Raw genomic sequence first — 15,597 nt, 5'->3', positions numbered from 1 at the left:
GCATGCTTTCACTGGTGTTTAGGGATCGCATGATTGAGTTTGGCGACCGCCACCACCATCAGCAAGGTAAAGCCAAGCATATACACCGGGTACAACCTGATGCTAAATGCCTCTGCTAAAAGGCCAAACAGCGGTGGCGCAAACGTCGACCCGACATAAGCAAATGCCATTTGGATGCCGATCACCGCTTGAGAATTTGGCGCGCCAAAGTTCGTCGGCGTTTCATGAATGATCGTCGGATAAATCGGCGCACAGCCTAAGCCAATGATCAACAACCCTGCTAACGCCGCTTGCACTGGTAGCGGCAGCAACACCAATAAAAGCCCACCGCCTAAAATCAAAGTGCCCAACCACACCATCCGGCGATCCCCTAAGCGATCGGCGATAAACCCAGACAAAAACCGCCCCAAAGTGATCCCCATATAAAAAAGCGCCGCAAACTTTGCCGCCGTTGCGACTTCGACGCCGCGCGCTTGCACCAAATAACTAGCCGCCCAGATCCCAGCCGTGCCTTCAAGGGCACAATAAGCCAAAAAAGCCGTCAACACTTGTGGCACCCCAGGAAGTGCAAACAACTGCCGCGTCGTCAGTTTGGCAGCGACAGCAGAGCCGCTTGGTTGGCGTTTTTGCCACAGCGGCAAGCTGAGCACCAACACGATCGTCAACAAAAGCTGCACGATACCGATGATCCGATAACCGCTTTGCCACCCCCACTGATGGGTTAAACCAAAACTCATCACATACGGGCTGATGGCCGCCCCAACACCCCAAAAACAGTGCAGCCAATTCATTTGGCGACTTTGATAATGAAGCGCCACATAGTTGTTCAACGCTGCATCGACAGCGCCGGCACCAAGGCCATAAGGAATCGCCCACACGCACAACCAAATAAAGTGTCCTGAAAAAGAAAAGCCAAATAACGCCAAAGCCGTGGTGGCCACACTTGTAGCAGTGACGACCCCAGTGCCAAAGCGGCGCGTCAAGCGATCTGACAGCAAACTGGAAATGATCGTGTTCGCTGAGATCAGCATGGTAATGATCCCAGCATAGCTCGTCGGCACGTTTAACGCCGTATGCATCGCCGGCCACCCAGAGCCGATCAGCGAATCAGGTAACCCCAAGCTGATAAATGCGAGATAGATTATGGCAAGTAAAATCGAAAACATGACAGCCTCCAAGTTCAATAATACACATACTCTATCACAAGCCACGCCGATAAACCGCCAAAAAAGCAAATAACCCGCGGCTTTATCAAACATCGACAGCTCATACGTGCATTTGAATTTGGCACTCCGGTTGGCTAGCCGCAGCATGGTGAAGGGCCTCAAAAAAGCTAGCCGGGTTGTGTCGCTGTGCGCCCCACCCGCCGGATCTTTTTCTGCGGCTTTCCGTAAGCGATAAATCGCTAACGGAAAGCTCACGATGCCGCGACCAGCCAACCTCCGTTCCAAATTCAAACGCCCTTCATTCCAGGAGGTATCTGACAAAGGGCGTGACGTTGGCATGACTGGCACTAGTATGCATGACCTACTAGTGATGAGTTGCTCGGTCAAGTAAGATTTTGAAATCGACCACCTAGATAACTCAATAGTTTTCTTAGTGATGCTGGCTTGATTGTTCACGTCGAAATGGACCACCAGCAAGAGGCGAAATAGGCCAACCTAGAAAAGTTGTGAGCGGAGGTGAATTGGCATCACGGAGGAAAACTGGCCAATTGCCGTGAAAGTGAAATCAAGGATGACGCTGGGCTTTGGCGGCATCCTTGATTTCACCGGCAGATCTTGAAACAGCGGGTTTGGCTGGTTCAAGATCTAGGTGTAAGAACATCGGCGGGCTTGGCCGATTTCTGAAGCCGGCCGCACGGCAACTTGGCCAGTTTTCCGTAGTGGTGCCAATTCACCGGAACTCACAGCTTTTCAAACCGGAGGGACGGTGCCATAGCGTTCCATGTCCTGCCCGCCGGAGCGCTTTTTGCCGCAGTCCCCAGAGCTTCCGGCCACAAACAAAATAAAAGACCGAGCATGCCGCTCGGCCTCACCAATCGATTTAGTCGCCTAACCCGATGCGATCAAAGATCTCATCGACATGGCGCAAGTGATAATGATAATCAAACGCATCATCCAATTGGGCATCACTCAAACGCTCAGTGACTTTAGGATCAGCTTCCAACAATTGGCGGAAGTCGCGATGTTCATCCCAAGCTTGGGCAGTTTTTGGTTGCACCAGATCATACGCGGCTTCACGCGACAAGCCAGATTCGATCAGCTTCAACATCACGCGTTGTGAGAAGATCAAACCATGCGTCTTGTTCATGTTGGCCAGCATCGTTTCTGGGAAAACATCGAGGTTTTCGATGATCGTTGTGAAGCGATGCAAAATGTAATCCAACAAACCAGTGGCATCTGGTAACATCATGCGTTCAGCAGAAGAATGCGAAATATCGCGTTCATGCCACAAGTTGACATCTTCCAGTGCCGGAATACTGTAGCCGCGGATCACCCGCGCCAAGCCAGAAACATTTTCAGAGCCGATCGGGTTGCGCTTATGCGGCATAGCTGAAGAGCCTTTTTGACCAGGGTTGAAATGTTCTTCCACTTCATGAACTTCGGTGCGTTGCATATGCCGCACTTGAGTGGCAAAGCGTTCAACGGAAGTGGCAATCAAGCCCAGCGTTTGGATATAATGCGCATGCAAGTCGCGCGGCAAGATCTGGGTGGAGATTTCTTGGGCGCGAATGCCTAAGTGTTCGCAAACATAGGCTTCAACAGCTGGTGGGGTGTTGGCAAATGTACCAACCGCCCCTGAGATCTTGCCGGCTTCAACATCTGCTGCGGCTTCGTCAAAACGCTTCAAGTTGCGTTGCATTTCGGAATACCAGGTGGCCACCACTAACCCAAATGTGGTCGGCTCTGCGTGGACACCATGAGTCCGCCCCATCATTGGGGTGTGCTTGTAAGCTTTGGCCAACTTGGCTAACGCGTCGATCAACGCCACGATATCCGCGCGTAAAATGGTGTTGGCTTGTTTCAACACCGCACCTTGGGCGGTATCAACGACGTCAGTGGACGTCAAGCCAAAATGCACCCACTTTTTTTCCTCGCCTAAAGATTCTGAAACTGTCCGAGTGAACGCCACCACGTCATGACGAGTCACGGCTTCGATTTCATGGATCCGATCAACGGTAAAGCTTGCGTTTTTGCGTAAAGCTTTGACGTCTTCAGCTGGGATCTCGCCTAACGTTGACCACGCTTCAGCAGCCAAAATTTCCACTTCAAGCCACGCTTTGTAGCGATTTTCTTCGGTCCAAACTTGTGCCATTTCCAAACGACTATAACGGTCGATCATGAATTGGTTCCTCCTTATGTCTCACCTATAAGATTAACAGCAACTAGATCTGGAAATAATCAGTGGCATTGACGGTTTGTTTGATTTCATCAATGTCACCAGTGATGACGATCTGCCCGATATCTGCCGCCCCTTCTGGATAAAAGGTGAAGCGCCAATCAGGTTTGATTTGGATCTGCGTCATCGCCGCGGCGCGATCGTCAACGCGCAGCGGCAAAAAGGCCCCATCTTGCACCAAACGCACCGCCGGCAGCGGCCAGCCAAATAAGGCGCGCAAATGTAGATGATAAGGCGACACACCAGTGGTAGCCGTCAGTACATGCCCATTAAGCTGTGGCCCTGGGAAAATGCGTTTGACATAAAGCGTCAGGCTTTTGGTCATGAATAACTCGATGCCAAACACCCCAGTGTAATTCAACGCTTGCGCCAAGACTCTGCCGATCCGTTGGATCTCAGCAATCACCGCCGCATTGGCAGTGGCCGGCACAGTGGAGGCTTTCAACAAGTGATGGGTAAATTGATTTTCCACCACTGGCATCACCCGAATCGTGTCACCGGCTTTGGCGACTAATACGGAGAATTCAGTGGGGTCATCCAACCACGCCTCCAAAACATAAGGGCGCTGTTGTAACAATTGTTCAGCACGGCGCACATCTTCTGGTTGGGTCAAGCGCAATTGTTGATCGACCCCGATGCCTTTTTGGATCGGCTTTAAAATCGCCGGAAAGCCGACATTCTCCACTGCGGCGGTAATGTCTTTTGGCGTGACGACTTGCGCATATGGCAAAATGTTCATGTTTTGATCATCCAAGAACACTTTTTCCAAATAGCGGTCTTGCGTCACGCTTAAAATATCCACGCCAGAAGGTAATTGTTGCGGCTTGGCGATGTCTTGTAAGGTGGTGCCGTCGACATTCTCATCAACATAAGTGATCACTTGGGCTAAATCGACCACCCGCTGTAAGGCGTCTTGGTCATCCACCGCCCCGACGATGCGCATATCAGCCACATCAAAGGCGATGTCACTGTCTGTTGGGGAAAGCACGATCGGGTGCATGCCCATTTGCCGAGCGGCTAACGCAAGTTGATACCCGCGCACATCGCCGCCGATAATGCCGATCACGGCACCTGGTTTGATAAATTGAGGCATCATAGTCTTCTTTCTGTGATACTACTCGTCTTTTTCGTTTAAACCGTCTTTGGTTGGTAGCTCTGGTTGCGGCGTTTTGGAATTAAAGATCCAATTCAACAACACCGCAGAAACTGAAGCCATCAAGATCCCAGAGCCAAACAACAATTGTAACGTTTCTGGCAAAGCTTGCACGATTTCAGGCTGGGTGGTGACCCCAAGACCTAAGCCGATGGAAACTGCCGCCACCAACAAGTTCTTGTCATTGTGGAAGTCCACTTGTTGCAACATGCGAATACCTTGCACGGCCACCATGCCAAACATCACCAACATCGCCCCACCTAAAACTGGCGACGGAATGATCGTCGCCAAGGCGCCGATTTTTGGCAATAAGCCTAACAGGATCAAGAACAAGGCGGAAAACATGACTGGCTTGCGGGTTTTGATCCCAGATAATTGCACCAAGCCAACGTTTTGGGAAAAGGTGGTGTAAGGGAAGGTGTTGAACACCCCACCTAAAAATACCGCTAGCCCTTCAGCGCGATAGCCTTTTTTCAAGTCGTCAGCTTCGATCTTGCGGCCGACCACATCCCCTAAGGCAAAAAACACCCCAGTGGATTCGACCATCGACACCAATGAGATCAAGATCATGGTGACAATGGAGCTCCATTCAAAATGCGGCACCCCAAAGTAAAATGGCGTGGGCACATGGAACCATGACGCTTCGGCAACTGGCGCAAAGGATACCATGCCTAAAAATCCAGCCAATACCGTGCCGCCGATCAACCCGATCAAAATGGCGATACTGCGAACAAAGCCGCGACCCCAAACGTTAAAGGCTAGAATCAACAAAACGGTAAAAGCGCCAACGGCTAAGTTGGTCATTGACCCGAAATCTTTGGCAGTCGTGGACCCGCCGCCAAGATTTTGAAAGGCCACTGGGATCAACGATAACCCGATCACGGTGATCAAGGTGCCAGTAACCAAAGGTGGGAACAACTTGCGCAACTTGGCAAAAAATCCGCCGATGGCAAAAACGAACAGTCCTGCGGCAATGATCGCACCATACATGGTTTGAAAATCAAATTTCTGCCCGATCAAGATCAACGGCGCCACGGCTTGTACCGCACAGCCAAGCACGACTGGCAAGCCGATCCCAAAGAATTTATTGGAGAAGATCTGCAGTGCCGTGGCGATCCCACACATGAAAATATCGATGGACACCAGATACGTCATTTGCTCACTGGAAAAATGTAGCGAGGCGCCGATCAAAATCGGCACCAACACCGATCCTGAATACATGGCCAATAAGTGTTGGATCCCTAAAACCGCCGCTTTTGGTGCAGAGATGTCAGCGTTTTTCATGCTTCGTCCTCGAATTCGACTTGACCGTCATGAAAGGCCTTGATGCGCGCCAAGGAAACGGTTTTGATATGGCGATCATCTAACAACTTGCGCCCTTTTTGGAAGGACTTTTCGATCACGACCCCAACGCCTTCTAAGGTGGCTTGGGCTTGTTCGATAATGTCGATCAAGCCTTCGACTGCTTGCCCGTTCGCCAAAAAGTCATCGATGATCAAGCAGTGGTCATCAGCACTTAAGAACTTTTGGGCAATGGCGATTTGGTTGGCGGTTTTTTTGGTGAAGGAATACACTTCAGCGGTGTACAGATCATCTTTTAACGTCAGTGATTTGTGCTTGCGGGCAAACACCACTGGCACATGAAAAGCCATCCCAGCAGCCAAGGCTGGCGCGATCCCAGAACTTTCGACGGTTAAGATCTTGGTAATGGGTTGGTCTTGAAATTGCCGGTGAAATTCTTCCCCTAACGCCGTCATCAGATCAGGGTCGATTTGATGGTTCAAGAAATTGTCTACCTTTAATACTTCTGCACCTAATACCTGACCATCTTTTCTGATCCGGTCTTCAAGTAATTTCACCAGTATGCACATCCTTATCCATTTATTGAATTTCACAAATTTTAACACAAAAAATAAGGTCAAACAACCAATTTACGATAATCACATCGTATTTTCACGTTACCGTTCGTGTTTTGCCACTACCGGTTATCGGCTTGCGGGGTGATGACTGACCACGTTTCATCGTTGATCGCCACCAATTGCACAAAAACCCGATTATTCGGGTTTTTGTGAATGATTTTGTTTGGGTTTGTTTACTGAAAATAATTTAAACCAATCGCGCAACCCTTTGAAAATGAGAAACCGCCGACCCGTTATTGGTCGTATTGATCCAAATGCCATTGTTGGATCAACTTCACCAACTTGCTGGGATAATCTGGATCAGTTGCATAGCCATCCGTATGTAACGCCGCAGCCGCTTGTTGATAAGTGGTTGCCGCTAACACATCAGCATATTGTTTGGCATTCCAAGCGGTGCCATTGACGAACAATAACGCATGTGCCTTCATGGATTCTTGGTCGCTGGCATACACGGCAAAGCGGCCGTTGACGGTTTTCCATTTGCCATTGAGGTATTCTTGCGTGGTCAACACCACCCCGCCAGAGCCGGCTTTAATGCCGAACAAATTATGGTATTTTGCCGCCAAGGTGCTAGTCCCCCAGTCGGATTCTAAAATCGCTTGGGCCAGCGTGATCGACGCTTTCACGCCGTAAACTTGTTGCAACTCTTGGGCATAAGGTGCCAATTTGTCGATGAAGGCTTGCTTTTGTGCCGTGTCATCGCTGTGTTGAGCCACAGTATCGACATTGGCGGTGCGTTGGGCGATCAATTGACAGCCTACCACCCCAACGCTTAAACCCATGGCTAATAAGATCAGCCAGATCAAAGCAGGGAGTTTGAGGCGGTGGGTTTTGTGCTTTCGCGGTTTGCGGCGTCGCGCCATTACTTCACTTCCGGATCATCTAAATTTTCATCAGCCCAAGTCAACAAGTCGAGTTGCTTGGTTTGGAGTTGCTCAGCGATCGTCGTTGGCACCACAAAATCCAAAATGTCGACTAACCCATGGACACCATAATCTTGGCGTAGTTGCAAATGTACACTGACGCGCCCAGCACCAAGGGGTTCTTTGACATAATTGGTGGTGACACTTGGCGTTTGTAGCCAAGCTTTGGCGATCACGGTTTTAGCATTTTGGAAACGTTGCGCCAACCCGCCGACAACTGGGGTGGTGCTTTCAAACACTGCCAGCTTTTGAGCCAGCATCCACTCATAATCAGTAAACAAATAACGCAATTGTTCACGCTGTTGTGGCAATAAAGCGGCTTGACCTTGCAAGATCGCCGCTGTGGGAATGTGCATCACTGATTCTAACACGTCAGCATTCCCGTCACGCTGCCGCAACACAAACGCGGCTAATTCGATCAAATGGGTATCATTCATTTCAATCACCTCAACTTATTCTAACATGTTTTCACCATCGTGCTCGGGTGGTAGACTAAGTTTAAACCGTTTACAAAAATTGGAGGCAACTGATGACAAACTATCGTTGGGGCATTGTGGGCTTAGGTCGCATCGCCCATAATTTCGCCACATTTTTTCCAAACACGCAAACTTTGTATGGCGTCGCCGCACGCGATCAAACCCGTGCCGCTGCTTTTGCCAAACAATTCAACGTACCCAAGACCTATCCGGATTATGCCAGCTTGTTCGCGGATCCCGACATCGACATTGTATATGTCGCCACGACTCACAATTTCCACTATGAAAACATCAAAGCCGCGCTCTTAGCAGGCAAACATGTTTTTGCCGAAAAAACCATCACGTTAAACGCCCGGGAATTGGCAGAATTGATCGCCATTGCCAAACAGCGTCACTTGATCTTAATGGAAGCCCAAACCATCTACCATATGCCGCTATATCCGGCGTTGGATGCAGCCGTCAAAGACTTCGGCCGCTTGCGCACGATCCAAGTGGCTTTTGGGATCAATGCCACCGATCCTAAAGACCGTTTGTTAAATCCTGATCTGGCAGGAGGCGCCTTGTTGGATATCGGCATTTACGCGCTGTCTTTTGTGCGGCGGTTGATGAGTGCAACGCCTAAGCTGGTGGCCACGCAAATGACGCGCTCAGCCACAGGGGTTGATGATCAAAGCAGCTTTTTATTGACCAATGCCGATGGTCAACAAGCCACCGTCGTCTTGAATCTGCAAGCCCAGATGCCCAAAGTCGGCATGGCCGCTTATGACCGCGGCTATGTGCAAATCAGCGAATATCCGCGCGCTGATCACGCCACCATTGCCGTCACTGGCAGTGAGCCGACGACTTTAAGTGCCGGCGATCAACATCACGCCATGGCTTATGAGATCAATGACATGGCCCAAGCCGTGGATACTGGCGACAATCCGACGCTTGCGTGGACTTATGACACCGCGGTGATCATGAGCCAAGCGCGCGAAGCTTGGGGATTTTATTACCCGAATGAACAAGCGCCATTGGTGTAACCCTTTTGAAACCATTGAAAAAATCCAAGACATCATTGAAAGTCACGAAATGAACACGATAATTACCGAGATGTACGAGCCAAAAAGCAACGCATTTGCGTAGAAGAGTCCTGCCAAGCAAATCCTAAGTTCGGGATTTGCTCGTCAGGACTCTTCTACTCTATGCTAAAACCGCTTTATGGCTCAGCCACATTGAAAAAAGCCTCACCGAAAATTCGGCGAGGCTTTTGTTTGAATTACAGCTTGTTAACGTTAACGGCTTGGGCACCGCGGTCGCCTTGTTCGACTTCGAAGCTGACTGCTTGGCCTTCTTCTAAAGTCTTGTAGCCGTCGCCTTGGATAGCAGAAAAGTGAACGAAAACATCAGAGCCATCTTGACGAGTGATGAAGCCGTAACCTTTTTCTGCGTTGAACCATTTAACTGTACCTTGTTCCATTAATAAATCCTCCTAGCGCAAAAGCGCATGAATTGCATTTCGTCTCTAACAGACGGAAGTACTTCGTAAGTGTATCAGAATGTCAAGACGACGGCAACTAAAATCGTCGAGACTAGAAATTTAACTGCATTTACGCTACGATGAAAGAAACGAATCAAAGGGGCGCAAGATGAAAAAACTGTGGTTGCCATTCATTGGCCTGATCGTGTTTTTGACTGCCTGTTCAGCAGGTTTTGATCAAAAAACGCAACTCAAACAAACGTCCAACAACATTGTCACCCAAGTCGCCAAACAAAATGCGGCCATCGACACCATTCAAAATCAAATCGGCGCCTTTCCGTCCACTTTTGAAACTGCTTATGCCGCCCACCCCAATGCTGATTTTCAAAATACTGGCAAGATCCACGCCTTGATCCAAAAGCGTGAAGCCGCCTATAAACAGCTTGAACGGGTGCAAAGCCAACTAGAAGCCGCCACCAATCAATTGGTGAAGATCAACTCTCAAGCCAATGCCCAACTGCCTAAGACCCAGCTGAAAAAAACCATCGCGACATTGAAGTTGGCCCAACTCGATCATAAAACCTTTGACGCCTACTACAAAGAACTCACTGATGCGGAACAAGATTTCTTTGACACCGTTGCCGCCGACCCCAGTGACAAATCAGGCATTGAAGACGCCTTGGGACAGTTGAACCAATATGACAGCTCGCTAGGTCAACAAGCTGATATCGTGGAAGCCAATTTGCAATCCGTCACTGCCGATGCGCAAAGCTTGCATGCCGCCGCCGTCAAGATGAAATAACTTAAAATGGCACCATCGTTGATCTGATCAACGATGGTGCCATTTTTCAACGTTTGAATCGCAATAACGCTTGGCTTAATATCGGCACCAAAATACCAGCTAACAGCGCTTCGGCAATGGCATTGATCGCCAAAGCCCCGATCAACAACCACCCTAAATTACTACCGTCAGCGCCTTTGACCACGGCATTGGCATTATTGGCAAAAAACACCCAAGTCAAGGCGATCACCAAACTGGTATTGGTCAACGCCCCGCAAACGCCGGCAAAAACCATTTTGATCGTGCCAAGGAGGTCTTTTTGATGGGTTTTGGCCATGTGGTTGAAGATCAACCCTGCCACCACGCCGACCATGATCCGCGGAATGATCGCGATCAACGGGTTGCGAAACAGCAAGATCGTCACTGGATCAGTGGCATCTGTGTAGGCTTTGATCAAACTGACACAACCCCAAAACGCCCCTAAACCGGCCCCACCGCGCACGCCCAGTAGCACGCCGGCTAAGATCACGGTTAAATGAATGGTCGAGATCGCCGGCCACAGCGGCGTGATGCGAATATAGCCGACCATGGGGATGTAGGCTTGTAAAATGATCAATGCGGCTAAGATCCCAGTGATACTGATGGTGTACGCTGAACTTTTTCGCGTCAAAGTTGGCCTCCTGAATCAAAAACGGCTGCAGGCAGTCGTTTCAATTAGTCATTTGATTTGTTGGTACGCTGTAAGATCGGATCGAGAAACTTTTTTTCAGCGGCTTTGCGCGCGTCAACTGCTGCTTGGAAATCGACGAATTGTTTGTTCAACACCAATTTGCCTTTCAAAAATAACCGCGCATTCCACTTGGCAGTTTGGCGATCAAAGGAAACCCCGATCACCCCAGAGCGGTTCGTGGCGCGCAACTTGGTCGCAGCGGCCACATTGACGCCTTCTGTGTCGTCAAATTGACCGCGTTGCCCCATTTGCGCGCGGGTCTTGGGATTTGCCATGATCGCTTTTTTCATGTATTCACGCCGATAACACCCACAGCTGGTGGTCATACCTTTGCGCAAGCGGTAGCCATCGACCACTGCCGTATTGCCACAATCGCATTGACAATTCCACCTGGCGTTGCCGTTAGTGGCCGCACCTGCATAGCTGATCACCGTCAAGCGGCCAAACTTTTGACCCACAAGATCCAATCGCTTCATTTGTGCACCCCTCCAGTTTGATTTTTCAACATCTATTTTGACCTATGCCAACAGAACTTGTCAACTTTTAGGCAGGTGGCGGCGCAACACGATGATCGCCAAGATCACATACAACACCACGTCCACAGACCAAGTCCATAAACCTGGCATTGGCCAAACGATCTGCCCTGCCAGCCACGCCAATTCCACGCTTCCCCAGGCGATCAACCACTTTGTCCGCGCGCGCATGGCCTGCTCCTTTCAAATAGAAAACGGTATCATTCATTGTTTGCATGATACCTGCTGACCAGACCCAAGTCAAGACAATTTGTCGACTGGCAAGTTAAGCGCTATCATAACGTTAATGTGACATTGTTGCCGAAGCAGAAAGGAATTTGCCTTGTTAATGCTGACTTTTGATCCGATTTTTGCCAAAACCCTCGCCCAACGATCACAACTCACTGTATTAGCCTTACCGCCAGATCTGCAATTTGGCGATCTATCCCGACTGGACCAACCCCAGCTGGATTTTTACCAGTTGAAAGTGGCCCATTTAGGGTTAGGCCAATGGGCGCCTGAAGTCGATGCCCAAACCTTGCAAACTCAAGATCGCACTGCGATCAACGCCTTGCAAACCGCCATTGAAGCCAACACGCCTTTATGCGTTTGGTGGACAGAGGTACCAAACGATATCGTGGGCTTATGGTGGCTGGCCGATCGTTGTGCCCAACATGATCGCCTGTTATCCCAAGTGCATGTGCCGACAGTGTTGCCGCATCCCACCAGTCCGAAGCTGACGCAAATCAGCCATTTAGCAGACTTGACCCCTGATGAGATCGCGCCACTGGCTAACACGGCCACGACTTTGTCAAAGCAAACCGTCAAAAAACTTAGCGCTAGGCTGGCAAGATCTAGTCCAAGCGCCTGATGACTTGCGGGTTTGGTTGAACGGACAATTGCTTGCGATGCCGCAAAGCTTTTATGATCCGCTGATTTTGGCGCAAACTAACAACCTGCCAACGACTAACCTCAAACGCCTTGATGTGATCGGCAACTTGATCGGACGCTTCGACATCGACGTGCCAGATTGGTGGTGGTATGCCCGCTTGCAACACTTATTTCAGTAAGTTCAACTTTTGCCTGACAGCCATAGCCCGACTAATGTTAATGCCGCGCCGATCACCAACGGCACGCTCAGCGGCTCATGCAACAAGAGCACGGAAAAAATCAAGGTGATCACTGGCACCAAATAAATATACACGCTACTAGCCACGGTACCCAAACGCTTGACCGCCAGATTCCACGTGACAAAACACACCGCACAAGCCCCGATGCCTAAAAATAAAAAGTTGGCCCAGTTTTCAGTTGATTGCAAAGCTTGAAGCGGTAAATGAAAACCCAATGCATAGGCAATGGGCACCATGAAGAGCAACCCATAAAAAAAGACGTGCCGCGTAGATTGGATCAAATTCAGCTCCAAGGCGCCGATTTTGGTGGTGAAAATCGAATAGATCGCCCAAGCCAAACACGCCAAAAGCGCCAAACCGTCGCCTAGTAAACTGGCATGACCGCTGGCGTTGCCAGGGTCGGAAATCAAGATCACCCCGCTGATTGCCACCACAAACCCCACATAAAACCAAATATTGGCGCGCTTGGTGTGCAAAAACCAGCGCGATAACAACGCGGTCAAAAAAGGCGCGACGGTCACGATGATCCCGACGTTGCTAGCAGTGGTTTGCGTCAGCGCCATATTTTCCAATAAGTAATAGATCGTGATCCCAGAAAACCCCGCCCCAACAAATAACCACTCTTGGCGGCGGTTCGCCAAATGCAGCCACCCTGGGCGCCATGCCAACAAAGCCAAATACCCGATCACAAATCGCGTCAGCAAAATCGTCACTGGATTGAAGCTGCGTAGCAACACTTTGGTCGCAATAAACGTGGTCCCCCAAATCAAAATCGTCAGTAGCGCTGCCAAATGCCCAGTGGTGCGTTTTTCTGTCATCAGCCAATTCCCCCCCAAAAAGCAAAACAGACCATCACCATGACGGTCTGCTTTGCTTTATTCTACCGGTAATGAGACCGCCTTGCTAGCGGGTGATCAGATAATTTTCAGGATCTCGGTAAAAGTTGCGATATTTTTGCGCGTGCAGCCAATAAACCACATCAATCAAGCTAATGACCGCAATGGATAACCCAGTGATCACACTCAAGCGCTGATCAAGCGGCGTGTCAGCGCGTTGGAAAAATCGCTGCCCCAGTAACGCAAACGTGACGCCTTGGGCGATCAGCCAATAGCGCCAACCACGAAAGGCCTTGTCCCATCCCATTTGGTCGAGTTTTGGCACCAATGGAACATTGGCATCTGTGGCCACCACCCAAGTCAACATCAAAAGAGTCAGCCATAATTGATCAGCGTCATGCAGGTGTTCTAACACCATGACTTGGGCAAAATCATGGCGCCCAAAGGCTTTGGCCACTGCGGCGGTATGTTGCGCCGTTTCCCAATGTAGCGCCCAAAAAGTCCCGCCGCAAATGATCACGGTCGTCAACAGGATGTACCCATATGAAAAAATTCGGTGGTGTCGTTTTGCCATCGCTTGCCTGACCTTCCATTAAATGTAAACCCTTACGCCAAATTCTAATGGATTTCTCAGCCGAACACAAGCGTAGAATTTTACCCCTGAAAATCGCCATGCTATACTGACACCGATAAGAAGCGTTTACATCATTTAAAGGAGGCTTTTTCATGACCAAACCACATTTTTTAATGGTCGTTGCGATCAACTTGTTTTCCAATAGTCTCATGTTTGCGGTGATGACCGCCGCTCAAGCCCACTGGCTAGCCACCTTGCTGGCTGAAAAAATCGTGATCGGCTTGGCGTTGATCAATCTGATTTTGATCGTGGTATTGATCTATTCCTTGATCATTTATGTGGCCGCCGAGCATCACCGCGAAAAACAACCTTGACCCCAAACATAACCCAGATCTGGCCATTCCGACGCAAAAAAAATATCCGCAACCATTTCTGGTTGCGGATCGCTGTAATTTGATGCGGGCAAGAAGACTCGAACTTCCACGGCCTAAACGGCCACAAGATCCTTAATCTTGCGCGTCTACCAATTCCGCCATGCCCGCATATCATGCGTTTCCGCTCTTAAGCACAAGAAACAGTATACGGGATTTTAGGGGGTGGCGTCAAGCAATTTTCTTAAAATCAGGCGATTAATTGAATAATGATACAAATCGTAATCGCAAACGCAAAAACCCCGCAAGCATTTGGGGCGTCACTCTAGACGGCTTTAACGAAAAAACGACCTTGGCATGCTACAATAAGCCTAACTTGGTTCAACAAGGAGGACGTCATGAATATTCGCTTGGCAACAGCAAAAGACGCGGCTTTGGTCGCCCGCCAATATTTACAGCTCACCGCCGAAATGGCCAAACTGGCGCCAGCAGTGATCCAGCCCGCAGCCATCGATCAAAGTGGCTATTTTAAAGATTATATTGAAGACGCCAACGCTGATGTCTTCTTGGCAGAAACTGATGGCGAGCTACTTGGCTTTTTGTTGGTGGTCGCAGCCACTACCCAAGCGGATCCGGAAGTCGTGTTTCACCGCTTCGGGTTTGTGATCGACTTGTACGTCACCCCAAAAGCGCGCAAGCAAGGCATCGGTCGGGCATTATTGGCTGCAGCAGCGGACTGGACGCGCGCTCATGACGGGGAATTTCTCCAATTGAATGTGTTAGGCCAAGACGTTGGTGCGCGCCAATTTTATCAGCGCTTAGGCTTTACGCCTGCCAGTTTAACGTTGACTCAGCAGTTGTAACTTGCCGCGGCAACGCCCACAAGCAAATTTGCGCGTATCGATGCGGCGTTGGCGGCGATATTGGGTGCCACATTGGCAGCAGACATACACATATTTTGCTGGCCGCGGCAAACTCGGTGCAAAACGCGAGCCGCCGACTGCTTGCAACAATCGCTTGAAGTCAGCGTCGCGATGCTGGTAGCCGCGATGCAGTCGATACAAATGGTAATGACACAATTCATGCTTGATGATGCCCAGTTGCTGGTCGCGGTCGATGGCGGCAAACAGCTTGGGATTGAAATCTAGATTTTGGTCGTTGACGTGAAAGCGCCCGCCAGTGGTTTTCAACCGCGCGTTAAAATGGGTCTAAAATTTTTGGTGTTGAAGAGTACTTCAACGCTGGAAGTTTTAGGCCTTTTTAGATAACACAAAAACACCTACTCCCTCCAGTGTTATGCTTTAAGCGACCAAACCAAAAGATAAACGAGG

General features: G+C 49.7%; 20 protein-coding genes and 1 tRNA gene. 6 read left to right on the top strand and 15 right to left on the bottom strand.

The features are described from left to right. Window positions 1-8 precede the first annotated feature (8 nt). From ACKTSG_RS02535 to ACKTSG_RS02505, 7 genes are all read right to left on the bottom strand, one after another. Complete coding sequence (locus tag ACKTSG_RS02535) at window positions 9-1,166, bottom strand: MFS transporter (RefSeq protein ID WP_407891641.1); 1,158 nt, start codon at window positions 1,164-1,166, stop codon at window positions 9-11. A gap of 880 nt (window positions 1,167-2,046) precedes the next feature. Next, window positions 2,047-3,345 (bottom strand): adenylosuccinate lyase, encoded by a 1,299-nt coding sequence (gene purB, locus ACKTSG_RS02530; RefSeq protein WP_407891639.1) that lies wholly within the window; start codon window positions 3,343-3,345, stop codon window positions 2,047-2,049. A 43-nt stretch (window positions 3,346-3,388) separates the two neighbouring features. Next, window positions 3,389-4,498 carry an ATP-grasp domain-containing protein gene (locus ACKTSG_RS02525; RefSeq protein ID WP_407891637.1) on the bottom strand — a complete coding sequence of 370 codons (1,110 nt, stop codon included), beginning with the start codon at window positions 4,496-4,498 and terminating at the stop codon, window positions 3,389-3,391. Window positions 4,499-4,516: 18 nt separating this feature from the next. Next, complete coding sequence (locus tag ACKTSG_RS02520; protein ID WP_407891635.1) at window positions 4,517-5,839, bottom strand: nucleobase:cation symporter-2 family protein; 1,323 nt, start codon at window positions 5,837-5,839, stop codon at window positions 4,517-4,519. Beyond that, window positions 5,836-6,414: a xanthine phosphoribosyltransferase gene (locus ACKTSG_RS02515; protein WP_407891634.1), complete on the bottom strand. Its 579-nt coding sequence runs from the start codon at window positions 6,412-6,414 to the stop codon at window positions 5,836-5,838. Before ACKTSG_RS02515 ends, ACKTSG_RS02520 begins: the two co-directional genes overlap by 4 nt. A 293-nt stretch (window positions 6,415-6,707) precedes the next feature. Next, window positions 6,708-7,337, bottom strand: coding sequence for a glycoside hydrolase family 73 protein (locus tag ACKTSG_RS02510; protein WP_407891633.1), 630 nt, complete (start codon window positions 7,335-7,337; stop codon window positions 6,708-6,710). Next, complete coding sequence (locus ACKTSG_RS02505) at window positions 7,337-7,834, bottom strand: hypothetical protein (protein WP_407891631.1); 498 nt, start codon at window positions 7,832-7,834, stop codon at window positions 7,337-7,339. The genes ACKTSG_RS02510 and ACKTSG_RS02505 overlap by 1 nt, the downstream gene beginning before the upstream one ends. A gap of 92 nt (window positions 7,835-7,926) precedes the next feature. Between ACKTSG_RS02505 and ACKTSG_RS02500 the strand changes: the two genes are divergently transcribed. Then, window positions 7,927-8,895, top strand: a complete 969-nt coding sequence (locus ACKTSG_RS02500) for a Gfo/Idh/MocA family protein (RefSeq protein WP_407891629.1) — start codon at window positions 7,927-7,929, stop codon at window positions 8,893-8,895. Window positions 8,896-9,131: 236 nt separating this feature from the next. Here ACKTSG_RS02500 and ACKTSG_RS02495 read toward each other — a convergent pair whose 3' ends face one another. Continuing rightward, a complete protein-coding gene (locus ACKTSG_RS02495) occupies window positions 9,132-9,332 on the bottom strand; it encodes a cold-shock protein (RefSeq protein ID WP_054720182.1) in 201 nt (66 codons plus the stop codon). Between the two features lie 169 nt (window positions 9,333-9,501). Between ACKTSG_RS02495 and ACKTSG_RS02490 the strand changes: the two genes are divergently transcribed. Beyond that, window positions 9,502-10,134 (top strand): hypothetical protein, encoded by a 633-nt coding sequence (locus tag ACKTSG_RS02490; protein ID WP_407891627.1) that lies wholly within the window; start codon window positions 9,502-9,504, stop codon window positions 10,132-10,134. 46 nt (window positions 10,135-10,180) lie between these two features. Here the strand turns inward: ACKTSG_RS02490 and ACKTSG_RS02485 are convergent, their stop codons facing one another. Genes ACKTSG_RS02485 through ACKTSG_RS02475 form a run of 3 tightly spaced genes read right to left on the bottom strand, consistent with a single transcriptional unit; the run spans window position 10,181 to window position 11,547 of the window. Next, on the bottom strand, window positions 10,181-10,783 hold the full coding sequence (locus tag ACKTSG_RS02485; RefSeq protein WP_407891625.1) for an ECF transporter S component: 603 nt from the start codon (window positions 10,781-10,783) through the stop codon (window positions 10,181-10,183). 44 nt (window positions 10,784-10,827) lie between these two features. Continuing rightward, window positions 10,828-11,319, bottom strand: a complete 492-nt coding sequence (locus ACKTSG_RS02480; RefSeq protein ID WP_407891623.1) for an alcohol dehydrogenase — start codon at window positions 11,317-11,319, stop codon at window positions 10,828-10,830. A 60-nt stretch (window positions 11,320-11,379) separates the two neighbouring features. Beyond that, window positions 11,380-11,547 carry a hypothetical protein gene (locus tag ACKTSG_RS02475; RefSeq protein ID WP_407891621.1) on the bottom strand — a complete coding sequence of 56 codons (168 nt, stop codon included), beginning with the start codon at window positions 11,545-11,547 and terminating at the stop codon, window positions 11,380-11,382. A gap of 151 nt (window positions 11,548-11,698) precedes the next feature. On the opposite strand from ACKTSG_RS02475, the gene ACKTSG_RS02470 reads away from it, so the two are divergent. Next, window positions 11,699-12,226 carry a hypothetical protein gene (locus ACKTSG_RS02470; protein WP_407891620.1) on the top strand — a complete coding sequence of 176 codons (528 nt, stop codon included), beginning with the start codon at window positions 11,699-11,701 and terminating at the stop codon, window positions 12,224-12,226. Then, window positions 12,129-12,425, top strand: a complete 297-nt coding sequence (locus tag ACKTSG_RS02465) for a DUF3658 domain-containing protein (RefSeq protein WP_407891618.1) — start codon at window positions 12,129-12,131, stop codon at window positions 12,423-12,425. Before ACKTSG_RS02470 ends, ACKTSG_RS02465 begins: the two co-directional genes overlap by 98 nt. Before the next feature lie 2 nt (window positions 12,426-12,427). Here the strand turns inward: ACKTSG_RS02465 and ACKTSG_RS02460 are convergent, their stop codons facing one another. Both ACKTSG_RS02460 and ACKTSG_RS02455 read right to left on the bottom strand, forming a co-directional pair. Next, window positions 12,428-13,303: a DMT family transporter gene (locus tag ACKTSG_RS02460; protein WP_407891616.1), complete on the bottom strand. Its 876-nt coding sequence runs from the start codon at window positions 13,301-13,303 to the stop codon at window positions 12,428-12,430. An 85-nt stretch (window positions 13,304-13,388) separates the two neighbouring features. Beyond that, window positions 13,389-13,895, bottom strand: a complete 507-nt coding sequence (locus tag ACKTSG_RS02455; RefSeq protein ID WP_407891614.1) for a hypothetical protein — start codon at window positions 13,893-13,895, stop codon at window positions 13,389-13,391. A 152-nt stretch (window positions 13,896-14,047) separates the two neighbouring features. Between ACKTSG_RS02455 and ACKTSG_RS02450 the strand changes: the two genes are divergently transcribed. Then, window positions 14,048-14,269: a hypothetical protein gene (locus ACKTSG_RS02450; RefSeq protein ID WP_407891612.1), complete on the top strand. Its 222-nt coding sequence runs from the start codon at window positions 14,048-14,050 to the stop codon at window positions 14,267-14,269. An 83-nt stretch (window positions 14,270-14,352) separates the two neighbouring features. Here the strand turns inward: ACKTSG_RS02450 and ACKTSG_RS02445 are convergent. Further along, a tRNA-Leu gene (locus tag ACKTSG_RS02445) sits at window positions 14,353-14,437 on the bottom strand. Window positions 14,438-14,664: 227 nt separating this feature from the next. Between ACKTSG_RS02445 and ACKTSG_RS02440 the strand changes: the two genes are divergently transcribed. Next, the gene (locus ACKTSG_RS02440; protein WP_407891610.1) at window positions 14,665-15,129 is read left to right on the top strand and encodes a GNAT family N-acetyltransferase; all 465 of its coding nucleotides are present in this window, start codon (window positions 14,665-14,667) and stop codon (window positions 15,127-15,129) included. Here the strand turns inward: ACKTSG_RS02440 and ACKTSG_RS02435 are convergent. Beyond that, a complete protein-coding gene (locus ACKTSG_RS02435) occupies window positions 15,106-15,456 on the bottom strand; it encodes a SprT family protein (protein ID WP_407891608.1) in 351 nt (116 codons plus the stop codon). The genes ACKTSG_RS02440 and ACKTSG_RS02435 overlap by 24 nt on opposite strands. Window positions 15,457-15,597 lie beyond the last annotated feature (141 nt).

Source organism: Lacticaseibacillus salsurae, from assembly GCF_045862175.1.
Lineage (GTDB): Bacteria > Bacillota > Bacilli > Lactobacillales > Lactobacillaceae > Lacticaseibacillus > Lacticaseibacillus salsurae.
The sequence above is the reverse complement of the archived record's forward strand: the minus strand, read 5'-3'. Positions and strand labels throughout refer to the sequence as shown.